Source organism: Microbacterium sp., assembly GCF_047972865.1.
Classification (GTDB): Bacteria; Actinomycetota; Actinomycetes; order Actinomycetales; family Microbacteriaceae; genus Microbacterium.
In genome coordinates this window covers 1-12,241 of the sequence record NZ_JBKEAY010000164.1, presented here as the reverse complement: position 1 = coordinate 12,241, position 12,241 = coordinate 1, and the positions used below count along the sequence as shown (strand labels likewise).

Here is a 12,241-nt window from a genome sequence, read left to right as displayed (position 1 = left end):
GCCCGACGGACGGGCGATGAGTGCTTCAATGCTTCGGCCTCAGCAATCTGAACTGCATGATCGCGACGATCGCGACGAAGACGAGGAGGATGACGGAGGCGGCCATCGACGAGGAGACGTTCCCGAAGGCGAACTGGTCATAGACCCACAGCGCGGTCGACTCGGTCGCGCTGAGCGGACCGCCGCGAGTGAGCAGGTAGGGCTCCTCGAAGATGTTCAAGAACGACACCGTCATGAGTACGCTCACCAGCAGCGTCGTCGGCCGCAGCAGCGGCAGAGTGATGGACCAAAGCGTGCGGATGCGGCCAGAGCCGTCGGTCGCGGCGGCTTCGTAGACCTCTTCGGGCACGGCCTGCAGCCCCGCCAGGAACAGCACCATGCACGTCCCGACGTTGCGCCAGATCCCCATCATGACGACCGTGGTGAACGCCCAACCCGGGTCGCCCAGCCAGTTCGGACCCGCCAGGCCGAGGTCTTCCAGGGTGGCGTTGACGGGGCCGGTCAGAGAGAACGCGTACTGCCAGATCACCGCAGCAGCGACGATGTTCGTGATCACCGGTACGTACACCGCAGCACGGAAGAACGTGCGCAGTCGGCGGATTCCGCGATCGAGCATGAGGGCGAGTGCGAGTCCGCAGACGATGCTGAGGGGGACGCAGAGCAGGACGAAGCCGATCGTGTTGCCGATCGCGCGATGGAAACTCGGGTTCGACAGCACCGTGGCGAACGTGTCGAATCCAACGAAATCGACGGCGAACGGGTTTCGGATGTCCCGCGAGGTCATGTCGGTGAAGCTCGTGCTGAGCGCGAAGACCGCGGGGATCGCGATGAACAGCAAGAAGATCGTCAGAAATGGGAGCAGGAACGCCCAGCCGGCGACGGCCTCAGCGCGCGAGGCCTGCCGGCCTCGGGCGGCTGGTGGCTTCCCGCCGAGGGAACGCCGAACGGGCGTCCCCTCGGCGGTGGGGGTGGTGAGGGAGGCCACGGTCGTTCCGTCAGCGTCCCACGCCGATGGCTTCGGCCTGCTGCTGGGCCGCATCCAGGGCTTCCTGCGCGGAGGCGGTGCCGCGGGCGACCCGCTCGATCTGCTCACCGATGATCTGGCCCACCTCACCCCACGTCGCCACGTTCGGGGTGGTGACGCCATAGTCCAGACCCTCACGCACGGCGGCAAGGACCGGCCCTTCCTGGAGGGCGGGATCGTCCCACGCGGCCTCGACCGCGGGCATGTTCCCGAACACTTTGAACCACATCACCTGGGATTCGGGTTCAGACATGAACCGCACGAATTTCCATGCGGCGTCCTTGTTCTTGCCTTCGGAAGGCACGAACCAGCTTCCGCCGCCGAGGGCGACCGCCTTGCCACCGCCGGGGCCGGCCGGCGCCGTGGTGAAGGTCACGTTCTCTTCCGTCCACGCCGCATCCTCGGCGTCGGTGATCCACTGGTAGAACCAGGGCCCGCCGTCGGGGATCCCGGACACCGTGCCCTGCGTGAACCAGGGGACGGTGTCGAGGAACCCGGGACCATCGGCGGAGGCGTAGCCATTCTGAATCAGGCTCGCCCAGAACTCGAGCGCGGCGACGTTCTCGGGGGAGTTGATGGTCCACTCGGACAGGTCGTCAGAGACCATCCCACCGCCGTTCGCGCGCGCGTACACCTCGAGCTGCCAGGCCGTATAGATGTCGTAGCTGACCGTGAGTGCGAGCGGGGTCGCGACGCCAGAGTCCTGCATCTTCTTGGCATACGCTTCCAGGCTGTCCCAGTCTGTGGGGATCTGCGCCCCGGCGGACTGGGCCAAGTCGGTGCGGTAGAGCGCGCCCCGCGTGTACGAATACCACGGCACACCGTACTGAGTGCCGTCGACGATCGAGACGTTCCACATGCTCTCGAAGAAGTCCGCGGAGTCCACCAGCCCGTCGGGCACGGGGTCGAACCCGCCCGTATTGAGCAGACCCGGCTGGCTTTCGGTGAAGATGTACACCAGGTCAGGAACGGTGCCGGCCGCGACGGCTGCGGTCATCTTCGACGCGAACTCCTCCGCGGGAACCTCTGTCATGTTGATGGTGACGTCGGGGTTGGATGCGGCGAACTCCGTGAACATCTCCGGAAGCTTGGCACCGTCGGCACCCTGGGTCCACAGTTCGACGGTCCCCGTCGCCGGGGACGCATCGACGGAGGTGGAGCCGCTGGGCACGGTGTCAGCGCCCGTCTCCGCTCGGCCGCATCCGGTCAGAATCAGCGCCGCTGAGGTCAGCGTCGCCGCGCCGAGCAGAAGTGCCCGGCTCCGTTTCGTTATCGAGCCACGCATGGCTTTCAACTCCTTTGTTGTGTGGTGGTGGGAAGGGATGGAGTCCGTGAGCGCTACTGCGCGCGAGCGGCGGCAGCACGGCCGGTGCGCACCGCCAGCGCCGCTCCGGTGAGGGTCGAGTTGCAGGTCAGTGCGGTGGGCACGACGCCGTTTCCTGCGACGTAGAGGTTGCCGAACCCCCAGACCTTGCCGGTGCTGTCGCAGACACTGGCGCCGTCGTCGACCCGACCGGCCCGGACCGTGCCGGTGTAGTGCAAAGAGGCGCCGGCGGGAAGGGTGTCCGAGTCTCCGGGGGTGAAGTCGCCGACGCTGGACCCTGCCTGCAGCTGTGTGGCACGGGCGATCTCGATCTTCTCGAGATCGAGATCCGAATACGAGAAGTGCACGGTCATGTGCGGCATTCCCAGGGCGTCGGTCATGGTGTCGGAGAACTCGATTCTGTTCTCGGGGCGGATCTCGGTCGGCGAGTACCAGCCCATTCCGATGCAGAAGCCCTCTTCCGTGACTCGTTCCATGAGCTGGCCATGGGTCTGACGTTCCGGAGTCGAGGGGCTCCAGTACGCGCCGGTGAACGGCTCGTCGGCGGGCGCTTGCGGTACGTCGGCGGGGCTGAGCCCGAATCGGGCGACATCGACGACCGCGTTGCCGTCGATGGACGCGTGCTCGTTCAATCGCAACCCCAGGGCGTCCGGGCGGATACCGGAAGCCCAGAGCAACTGCGGCGTGCGCAACGTGTCGCCGGCGACGACGACTGTGCGGGCGCCGATCTCGTGCTCGGCGCCGTCGGCGAGGCTGCGCACAGCCAGGCCCGTGACGGTGCCGCCTCGATGGAGGAGGCGGGTGACCATTGTGCCCGCGCGGAGGGTGATGTGAGGGAGCGAACCGTCGAACACGAACGGGGCGATGTCACGCGGACCGGTGCGCATGAACGGCCCGCCGCCGGGGCGGGCAACGCCGGCCATCGGCATCAGTTGGGCCTGTCGATCGCGCTGATCGGCAGGCGCGGCCTGCCGCAGCGCCGCGATGACGGGTTCGGTGAATGCGCTCGTTTCGAAGGGCTGCGGATTGACGCGCAACAGGCGGCGCGCGATAGACAGCAGGTCACTCCACTCGGCGTCGGCGGCGACGTCGGGGACCTCAGTGGCGAAGGGCCAGGGGCAGGCCGCCGTCCAGTGCACGCCCATGCCCCCGACGTTCCACCCGAACGATGCACCCGGGAACTGCGCGAAATTGTGACCAAGGAACGCGGCCGGGAACACGCCGGTAGCGTCGGGGCTCCATGAATCCCCGTCGACCTCGGTCATCGAGACCGCTCCGGCCACGTACTCGATCTGTCGGGCGCGTCGCATCAGTAGGTCATATGCCTCGCGCAGGGTGTCTTCGGAGGCCTCGACGAGGTGTTCTCCGCCCTGGCCACTGATCGGGCCACCGGCTTCGAGGACGAGGATCGACGCCCCCGGTGCTGCCGTGCGGGCCTGGTGGGCGACGATTGCACCGTTGATTCCGCTGCCCACGATGACGAGGTCGAACGTTTCGGTCACGATGTCTCCTTCGTTGATGCGAAGCCCGGTGTCGTGTCGACCCATGCGCCGGAGCGGGCGGAGGTGAGGACGGATTCGGTGAGCTCGACGGCACGGAGGCCATCACGAAAGGTGGGCAGTCCGTTGGGTGTGTGTCCAGCGATGGCCGAGTAGACATCGGAGACGAAAGCGGTGAAGGCGTCCTGGTACCCGGTGGGGTGCCCAGCGGGAATGCTCTGCAATCGTGCGGAATCGGGGGCGTCGACGGAGGGATCGCGCAGAATCAGCTGCGACGCGGTGCGGGCGCCGATCCACAGCTGCTCCGGATGCTCCTGATCGAACCGCACACTCTGGCGGCTGCCGTGCACCTCGAGTGTGACGGCGTTCTTGCGTCCCGCGGCCATCTGCGAGATCAGCAGTGTGCCCACAGCTCCCGATTCCAGTTCGACCAGGAGCGCCACGATGTCTTCGTTGACCACGTGGCGCCTTGCCCGTTGTTCGAATACACGCCGGGTGCGCGCACTCAGTCGGATGATTCTCTCGCCGGTAACGAACTCCACGAGGTCGCACAGGTGCGATCCGATATCGGCGAACGCACGCGAAGGACCGCCGTCTTCGGAGCCGGCGCGCCAGTCGTCGTCGGAGGACTCCAACATCCAGTCCTGCAGGTATCCGCAGTCCAGCGAGAGCAGGGCGCCGATGTCGCCTCGAGCGATCCGGGCGCGCGCTTCGCGAACCATCGGGTGGTAGCGGTAGACGAAGGGCACCGCGCCGATCCGGCCGGCCGCGTCGGCCGCGCTGACGAGTTCGGTCGCCTCGGACACACTGGTCGCGATGGGCTTCTCGCACACCACATGTTTGCCCGCCGCCAGCGCGGCGGTGGCCAGGGCGGCATGAGACGAGTTCGGGGTGCACACGTGTACGACATCGATCTCAGGATCTTCGGTCAGTTCCGTCGCGTTGCCTGCGGGTCGTTCGAATCCGAGTCCGGCTGCGGCGAGTGAAGACCGTTCGGGGGTGGAGGTGGCGATGGCGACCGTGCGGGCCAGAGAAGCGCGAATCGCGCGGCTGTGGACGACGCCCATGAAGCCTCCCCCGATGACGCCGGCGCGTAGGGGGGCAGGGGCCTGCGATGTGACGTCCGTTGTCATAGGCACATTAAACCACGATCGACATACTTACAACAAATATGAGCAGAAGATCGTTCGCCAGCGTTTGATAGCGACGGGCTTGGTCAAGAAGCCGTGTGGTTGACTAACGGTTATGACGGAGGTGACGCGGGCCGCGGGTCTTTCGGCGCCCGGAGCCGGCGAGATCTTCCAGATCCTCCGCGCCGGCCGCGCCTTCACCAAGGCGGAACTGGTCGCCGCGACCGGGTTGGCGCGCTCCACAGTGTCGCTCCGCGTTGATGCGCTCCTGTCGAGTGGGCTTGCGATGCCCGCCGGTGAGGGGGCTTCCACGGGTGGACGGCCTCCCGCTCGCATCGCGTTTAACCCTCGGGCCGGGTTCATCCTCGCGCTCGACCTTGGCGCGACTCATGTCACGGTTGGGCTGGCAGATCTGTCGGGCACGGTGCTCGCCGCCGATGCGCATCCACTTGATATCGGGCGCGGGCCAGAACCCGTTCTGGACGAGGTCATGGACCGCGCCGACACGCTGCTGGCAGGCGCGCCGCAGTCCGCCGCCTCACTCGTCGGGGTAGGGATCGGCGTGCCCGGTCCCGTCGATCAGACACGAGGCTGCGTGACGAACCCACCGATCATGCCTGGATGGGACGGCTTCGATATTCCTCGTTACGTCCGGGATCGGTACGGGGTACGGGTGTTCGTCGATAACGACGTCAACATCCTCGCCCTCGGTGAACACACGCGCAGCTGGCCTGGAGTATCCGACCTCATCTACGTCAAGGTCGCGACGGGAATCGGAGCGGGAATCGTCGCTGGCGGCGTCCTTCAGCGCGGCGCGCGCGGCTCGGCCGGGGACATCGGGCATCTGAGTGTGCCGGAGACGGCCGGGGTCACCCGCCCTGCCGACGGGGGTGACTTGGAGAGCATCGCGAACGGGGCATCCATCGCGCGCACGTTGCGTGAACAAGGGCTCGACGCGGTGAGCAGCGGCGATGTGGTCGACCTCGTGCGGGCGGGAGATCGTCGGGCCATCGCTGCCACGAGGGAAGCCGGCCGTGCGGTCGGCGCCGTGCTGGCCATGGTCGTCAACGTACTCAATCCTTCGGTGCTCGTCATCGGCGGGCGGATCGGTCGTGCGGGGGAGCATTTGTTGGCCGGAGTCCGTGAAGTGGTCTATCAGAAGTCGCTTCCGTTGGCGACGCAACACCTCGATATCGTGCAGACAAAGGGCGGAAGTACCGCGGGCGCGCACGGAGCGGCGATCCTTGTCGCCCAGCACATCCTCGACCCGCACCATATCGGCGCTTTTCACACGCTTCGGCGAGGTGAGCGGGCGGCGCAGCTGGGCTGACATCGCCGGATACGGGCTGAGAGGTCCGGTCGGCCTCGCTATTGAGAACATATCTCAATAAGCTGGTGGCCCATCCGAGAATCTCCAGGAGTCACCCATGCCTGACACACAGCAGCTCGCCCGATTCGAAACCGGGCGGGGGTTCCTCGCCGCTCTCGATCAGAGCGGGGGCAGCACGCCAAAGGCGTTGCGCGCGTACGGTGTCGACGACTCGCAGTACTCGTCGGAAGCGGAGATGTTCGACGTGATCCAGGAGGCTCGGGCGCGGATCATGAGGAGCCCCGCATTCACCAGCGATCGGATACTCGGGGCGATCCTGTTCGAGGGCACGCTCGATCGCGAGATCGACGGCCGTAGTGTGACGGAATTCCTGTGGTCGGCGAAAGGGATCCTGCCGTTCCTGAAGATCGACAAGGGTCTCCAGGACGAGGAGGACGCCGTCCAACTCATGAAAGCGATCCCCGAGCTGGATGACACGCTCGCTCGAGCAGCAGCCCGCGGCGTGTTCGGCACCAAAGCGCGCTCGGTGATCCATGGGGCCGACCCGGCCGGGATCGCTCGGGTCGTCGAGCAGCAGTTCGCCGTCGGCCGGCGCGTCCTGGCTGCAGGACTCTTACCGATCCTTGAACCGGAGGTCAGCATCGGCGCACCTGACAAAGCCGAGGCGGAGGCGCTGCTGAAAGCCGCGTTGTTTGAGGGACTCAGCGCAATCGGTGACCGCAAGGTCGGCATCAAAGTCACGATCCCGTCGGTCGACGGCTTCTACGGTGACCTCATCGCACACCCGAACGTCGCGCGAGTCGTGGCGTTGTCGGGCGGGTACGAACGCGCCGACGCGAACGAGCGGCTCGCGCGCAACCCCGGACTCATCGCGAGTTTCAGCCGTGCGCTCCTGGACGGGTTGACCGCCCAGCAGAGCGACGAGGACTTCGACCGCACTCTAGACGCGTCGATCGATGCGATCTACCGGGCGTCGATCACATAGCGGAGGACAAGATGGCAACGGAGGACGGCTGGGTCTCGGCGGAGCAGTATCGCGGCATTCGCGTCGGTCTGCGCATCGTCGAGGCGTGGGCCGACGCAAGAGACGAGCCGGAAGAGAAGTTGCGGGTCGCACTGCAGCGAGAAACGGATCTTCCCGACATCGTGATCGGGTTGGCGACGGTCGCGAGACTCCTCGCCATCGACCTTGCTGCGGCGACCGGTCGCAGCGAACTCGCCGTCGTCGAGCATCTCGGGGCGAAAGTCGAGCAACTGCAGCATCCCGTTGCCGGCACGCCGCGATGACCCGGGTACCCGTCGTCGTCTTGAGCGGCTATTTGGGGGCAGGCAAGACGAGCCTGCTCAACCATTTGCTGCGAACGCCCGCGGCGCGGATCGGCGTGATCGTCAACGACTTCGGCGATGTGAACGTCGACGCTGGGCTGGTCAGCGGGCAGATCGACGATGTCGCGGGCATCGCCGGCGGGTGTCTGTGCTGTTTGGAGGACGCCGGCGGACTCGACGACGCGCTGCAGCGGTTGTCGCACGAGCGGTTGCGCCTTGATGCGATCCTCATCGAGGCCAGTGGGGTGGCCGATCCGATCGTACTCGCCCGCCTCATCCGGTTCAGCGGTGTTGAGCGCATTCGGCCGGGAGGGATCATCGAGGTGATCGACGCAGTGCAGCACTTCGAGACAGTCGATTGCTGGCCGCAGCCGCCCGCTCGCTATGCCGTGGCCACACTGGCGGTCATCAACAAGGCGGATCTACTCCCCGAGACAGAACGTGAATCGATGCTGCGGCGGATCACGGCGCGCGTGCGGGAGCGCAATCCGGACGTGTCCGTGGTCACGGCCCGCTTTGGTGCCGTGGACCCCGCGCTGGTGTTCGATGTGGCCGGACACCCGGACCCGGTCGACGAGCTGCCCATCGCGCAGTTGCTCCGTGACGAACCCGACACGCGGGGCGCGCACCACCACGAGCACGCGCACGCGGCCTCGGTGGTGTTGCGGCAGCCGGTTGCGCCCGGCGCCCTGATCGATCTGCTTGAGCAACCGCCCACCGGTACGTATCGACTCAAGGGTCGGGTTCGGGTGAGGGGCGCCCGCGAGGAGCGGGGCTTCGTGGTCAGCCTGGTCGGTCGGATGATCCACGTTGCGCCGCTGCCCGCGCCGCCGCATGTCGGTGAACTGGTCACGATCGGCGCGCAGTTGGATACCGTGACAGCGCGGGCCAGGCTGGATGCGGTGGTCGGTGCTCAGGCCACGCAACCCGACGCACCGGGCCTTCGACGGCTGCACCGATACCGTCGCCTCAGCGACTGAGGCGTGAGGCCGCGCCCGCACCGCTGGTGAGCGTCGGGAACCGCTCGGTGAGCGAGAGCTGCGCGAAGTCTTCCAGCCGCGCGACGCTGTCGCAAAGGTCGTGCAGCGGGGTCTCGGCATCGCCGCCGATCCGGATGCCCCAGCATCCCACCCGCGCGCGTTCCGCCGCCACCCGCAGCGCGGTCGCCAGTGCAGGCGTGTCGAACACCCCCTCGCCGTCGCTGACGATGAGCGCGCGCCCTCCCGCGGTCGCAGGCAGCGACAGCAGGCGAATCAGCTCGGTGACCGGCGTCTCCAGCGAGGTCCCGCCACCGTAGTAGTGCGAGAGGATGTCGATGAGCGCTCGTCGCGCACCATGCCGGTCTGTCGCCGGCACGGTGCGGGTCCAGGCCTGGCCGGTGCCGCCGAACCCGATGTAGATGAGGTCGGCGCCGTCGGCGTGGGCCACCTCCGTGCATGCCAGCACGGTCGCCATCGACCACGTGCGCCTGGTGTGCTGCCCATCGAGCAGCAGTTGCATCGATCCCGACTCGTCGACCGCGATGATCAGCGGTGCTGCCGGAGTCCTCTTCCTTTCGCGGGCTCGCAGTCCGCCGCGGTTCCAGGCATCCCAGAGGAGGGCTTCGCTGCTGGGGTCGGCCAGCGCCGACCAGACGTCCGCCTCGACGCGTGCAAGGTCGCGGGTGCGGTCCTTCTCGACCCGCGCTCGACGATCCGGGGTGGTCAAGCCATTGTGCGCGGCCAGTCCGTGACGACAGGTCGCGACCAGGCGCCGCAACCCGTCCACTCCGTCCGCGTCGATGAGTGCGGCGAACAGCTCCTCGCGTCCGTGGCTTCGTTTCGTCGCGGTGGTGGCCGCGTCGTCGGGGGCGGGACGGTCCTGCCCTTCGCCGAGGCAGAACGACGAGAACGCACCTTCGGCAGCACCCTCGGCGTCGCTGTCGTCGGGGGCACGGACGGCTTCGCGTTCGGGGACATCGGCGAACAGGGGCAGCACAGACGCGGCGACCGCGGGTGTCCATTGCCTGCAGGCGTGCTCGTCACCGACCGTGAGTGAGCGCAGAGCACGGGTACGACGATCCTCGATGAATCGCTCCAGCACGCGCGAGCGGCGCGGTGCGTGCTCGCGGCCGTACGGGTCGATGCGCGGCCCGGCCAGCAGCAGCAAAGCGAAAACGTCGCGTGCAACTGCGGCAACCTCAGCCGCCTCGAGCCCGACCAGGCCCGCGACGGCTTGTGCGAGGTCGGCGCCGTGCTGCTCCCAGAGCTCGTCTGCGAGCCAGTCCTCCTCCAGGAGCGAGATGGCGGCGTCGGTCACCGCGGCCCGTCGCCCGCGACCAGTTGCGTGATGGCGAGGGCGGCTGCGGCCAGCGCCTCGGCAGCGTCCTCGTGCGACTCGACGATGTCGGCGTCGGCGTCGCGCAGATCTGCAGCGGCCTCGGCGAGGGCGCGGTGCTTACGACGGGCTTCACGCGCCCAGGTCTCGCGCGTGGGCCCATCCTCGCCGCTCCGCGCCCGACACACGTCCGTCAGCAGGCGCGCTCGGTCGACCAGATCGAGTCGGGCCGCAAGGGTCGGGTCGCTGGCGAGCGCAATCCGCCGCACCGCCACGCCACGACGTTCTGGATCGTCCCACAGTGTGAAGCGCAGCGCCGTCAGGTCCATGCGTGCCGCACGATCCCGACCCCGCAACCAGGCATGCGCACGCACCACGCGCAGTGACGTGCGCCAGCGGCGATCAGAGAAGACCATCCCGTCGTCTCGCAGCTGTTCTCGAAGATCGAGGATCCGCTCCCGGAGGTCGTCGTCGACGCCGACGCATCGGACAGCCGCCTGGTCCCGTTCGAGTTCGGCGAGGGTGAGGCGGCGTGAGGACACCGCCGGTGCGTCAGCTGAATCGTGCTGTGCGAGCAGCGTTGCGGCATCCGCGCGCCGCAGATAGTCCACCGGGACCCGCACCAGCAGCCGATCCCACAGTGCGCGAGCGTCGTCGGAGCCGTCTTGGCCCGGAATGTCGTTGCCTGCGGTGAACGCGGTGCGAAGCGGAATGGGGTGGATGCTGCGACCCCCGTCCACTTCGTGGCGTATGCGATCGCTGAGGGCGGCGAGCAGGTCGTGCCCGAGTTCGGGTGCGATGTGCCCGATCTCGTCGAGAAAGGTCCATTCGCAGTCCAGCAGGTACCCCTCGATCGTCCGGCGATAGGCGCCGTGATCGCGCAGCCGTGGGATGTCGAGGGGGCCGAGAACAGCGGCGTCCGACCTCGTTCGCGACAGGCTCTGCTCGAACAGACGCCCCTCCAACGATGCGGCGAAGGCGCGGACCAGCGTGGTCTTCCCGGTGCCGGGAGGACCCAGCAGGAAGATGTGCTCACCGGCGAGCACGGCGAGTTGCATCGCGAGGATCTGTTCGGCGCGCCCGGGAAAGGCGTCGCCAAGGTCGCGCGCTTGGGTGTCCCAGAACCCCGGTGCCGCGGCATTCGTTTCCCGCGGTGCGGCCAGTGTCGCTGTCGCGCTCATCGGGCGTGCCCCGCGGGCACGTGGGGGTGGGAGTGCGCGTGTCGGCTCCGGGCGTGTCCGCTGTGTGAGGGCGTTCCCACCGACTGAGGCGCGCCGGGGCGACGAACATGGAATCCGATCCCGCCCCGCGTCCAGCCGGCGAACGGGTCCTGCCAACGGGACCAGCCTTCCGGCCCGAGCGCGAGCTCCTCGTCGGTGAGCACGGCGCGTTCCAGACGTCGGTTGACATCATCGGGGTCGAGCCCGACGCCGATGAAGACCAACTCCTGCGCCGGAGCGTCGTCGAACTGGCTCCAGCGGGCGATCGGCTCGAACCTCGCGTTCACGCCCGCTTGCGACCACAGCCCCACCACTCCCGGCGCGCTGGCGAGCCAGAAGAAGCCCTTCGCGCGGTGCAGCCCGGGCCACGGTGTGCCGATGGCCTGGGCGAGCCGGATCGGATGGAACGGGCGGGGCGAGCGGAAGACAGTGGATCCGATGCCGTACTCGAGTGTCTCGGGCGTGTGGGTCTGCCCGTCCAACTCTTGCTGCCAGCCCGGATCCTGTTCGGCCAGGGCGTGGTCGAACAGACCGGTGTCGAGGACCTCCCCCAGCTCGACGTGCCCGAAGGTGGTCGTGAGCTGGCGCGCGCGCGGATTCAGTTTGCGCAGGAATGCGCACAACGCATCGAGGTCTGCACTGTCGACCAGATCGGCCTTGTTCACGACGATCACGTCGGCGAACTCGACCTGGTCGATCAACAGGTCGGCGATGCTGCGATTGTCGACTTCGTTCACGCCGATGCCGGCCTGGGCGAGTGTCTTGGCGCTGTCGAGCGTGTCGAGAAAGCTCGCGGCGTCCACCATGCTCACCATGGTGTCGAGTGTCGCCAACCGAGAGAGCGTGCGCCCGGCCTCGAGGTCGAGGTCGAAGGTCGCGGCGACCGGCATCGGTTCGGAGATGCCGGTCGATTCGATGAGGATCGTGTCGAAGCGCCCTTCACGGGCGAGTTCGGCGACCGACACCAGCAGGTCTTCGCGCAGGGTGCAGCAGATGCATCCGTTGCTCATCTCGACCAGCTTTTCGGGAACGCGCGCAAGCTGAAGTGGCCCGTCCACGAGACGGGAGTCGA

General features: G+C 67.6%; 11 protein-coding genes. 4 read left to right on the top strand and 7 right to left on the bottom strand.

Features of this window, described 5'->3' with window-relative positions; genetic code table 11:
• Positions 1-25: 25 nt before the first annotated feature.
• The 4 genes from ACK5KK_RS10160 to ACK5KK_RS10145 are packed head-to-tail and all read right to left on the bottom strand — an operon-like array spanning position 26 to position 4,980.
• The gene (locus ACK5KK_RS10160) at positions 26-985 is read right to left on the bottom strand and encodes a carbohydrate ABC transporter permease (protein ID WP_416889968.1); all 960 of its coding nucleotides are present in this window, start codon (positions 983-985) and stop codon (positions 26-28) included.
• A gap of 10 nt (positions 986-995) precedes the next feature.
• Entirely contained in the window at positions 996-2,309 is a 1,314-nt protein-coding gene (locus ACK5KK_RS10155) for a sugar ABC transporter substrate-binding protein (RefSeq protein ID WP_416889967.1), read from the bottom strand.
• Between the two features lie 53 nt (positions 2,310-2,362).
• Entirely contained in the window at positions 2,363-3,850 is a 1,488-nt protein-coding gene (locus ACK5KK_RS10150) for a GMC oxidoreductase (protein WP_416889966.1), read from the bottom strand.
• On the bottom strand, positions 3,847-4,980 hold the full coding sequence (locus ACK5KK_RS10145) for a Gfo/Idh/MocA family protein (protein ID WP_416889965.1): 1,134 nt from the start codon (positions 4,978-4,980) through the stop codon (positions 3,847-3,849). The genes ACK5KK_RS10150 and ACK5KK_RS10145 overlap by 4 nt, the downstream gene beginning before the upstream one ends.
• A gap of 112 nt (positions 4,981-5,092) precedes the next feature.
• Between ACK5KK_RS10145 and ACK5KK_RS10140 the strand changes: the two genes are divergently transcribed.
• The 4 genes from ACK5KK_RS10140 (at position 5,093) to ACK5KK_RS10125 (ending at position 8,613) form a co-directional block, all read left to right on the top strand.
• A complete protein-coding gene (locus ACK5KK_RS10140) occupies positions 5,093-6,307 on the top strand; it encodes an ROK family protein (protein WP_416889964.1) in 1,215 nt (404 codons plus the stop codon).
• Positions 6,308-6,404: 97 nt separating this feature from the next.
• Positions 6,405-7,292: a fructose bisphosphate aldolase gene (locus ACK5KK_RS10135; protein WP_416889963.1), complete on the top strand. Its 888-nt coding sequence runs from the start codon at positions 6,405-6,407 to the stop codon at positions 7,290-7,292.
• 11 nt (positions 7,293-7,303) lie between these two features.
• On the top strand, positions 7,304-7,594 hold the full coding sequence (locus ACK5KK_RS10130; RefSeq protein WP_416889962.1) for a hypothetical protein: 291 nt from the start codon (positions 7,304-7,306) through the stop codon (positions 7,592-7,594).
• Complete coding sequence (locus ACK5KK_RS10125) at positions 7,591-8,613, top strand: CobW family GTP-binding protein (RefSeq protein WP_416889961.1); 1,023 nt, start codon at positions 7,591-7,593, stop codon at positions 8,611-8,613. The genes ACK5KK_RS10130 and ACK5KK_RS10125 overlap by 4 nt, the downstream gene beginning before the upstream one ends.
• On the opposite strand, the gene ACK5KK_RS10120 is transcribed toward ACK5KK_RS10125, so the two are convergent.
• From ACK5KK_RS10120 to ACK5KK_RS10110, 3 genes are all read right to left on the bottom strand, one after another.
• On the bottom strand, positions 8,603-9,931 hold the full coding sequence (locus ACK5KK_RS10120; RefSeq protein ID WP_416889960.1) for a vWA domain-containing protein: 1,329 nt from the start codon (positions 9,929-9,931) through the stop codon (positions 8,603-8,605). The two genes, ACK5KK_RS10125 and ACK5KK_RS10120, sit on opposite strands and share 11 nt — an antisense overlap.
• Positions 9,928-11,130, bottom strand: a complete 1,203-nt coding sequence (locus ACK5KK_RS10115; protein WP_416889959.1) for an AAA family ATPase — start codon at positions 11,128-11,130, stop codon at positions 9,928-9,930. The genes ACK5KK_RS10120 and ACK5KK_RS10115 overlap by 4 nt, the downstream gene beginning before the upstream one ends.
• Positions 11,127-12,241 (bottom strand): GTP-binding protein (locus tag ACK5KK_RS10110; protein ID WP_416889958.1); only part of this gene is annotated, 1,115 nt, incomplete at its 5' end. The genes ACK5KK_RS10115 and ACK5KK_RS10110, both read right to left, overlap by 4 nt.

What these genes read in the sequence shown, in the direction of transcription:
- ACK5KK_RS10155 (WP_416889967.1), bottom strand. Translation starts at nt 2,309, where the DNA reads ATGCGTGGCTCGATAACGAAACGGAGCCGGGCACTTCTGCTCGGCGCG.
- ACK5KK_RS10145 (WP_416889965.1), bottom strand. Translation starts at nt 4,980, where the DNA reads ATGACAACGGACGTCACATCGCAGGCCCCTGCCCCCCTACGCGCCGGC.
- ACK5KK_RS10140 (WP_416889964.1), top strand. Translation starts at nt 5,093, where the DNA reads ATGACGGAGGTGACGCGGGCCGCGGGTCTTTCGGCGCCCGGAGCCGGC.
- ACK5KK_RS10135 (WP_416889963.1), top strand. Translation starts at nt 6,405, where the DNA reads ATGCCTGACACACAGCAGCTCGCCCGATTCGAAACCGGGCGGGGGTTC.
- ACK5KK_RS10130 (WP_416889962.1), top strand. Translation starts at nt 7,304, where the DNA reads ATGGCAACGGAGGACGGCTGGGTCTCGGCGGAGCAGTATCGCGGCATT.
- ACK5KK_RS10125 (WP_416889961.1), top strand. Translation starts at nt 7,591, where the DNA reads ATGACCCGGGTACCCGTCGTCGTCTTGAGCGGCTATTTGGGGGCAGGC.
- ACK5KK_RS10115 (WP_416889959.1), bottom strand. Translation starts at nt 11,130, where the DNA reads ATGAGCGCGACAGCGACACTGGCCGCACCGCGGGAAACGAATGCCGCG.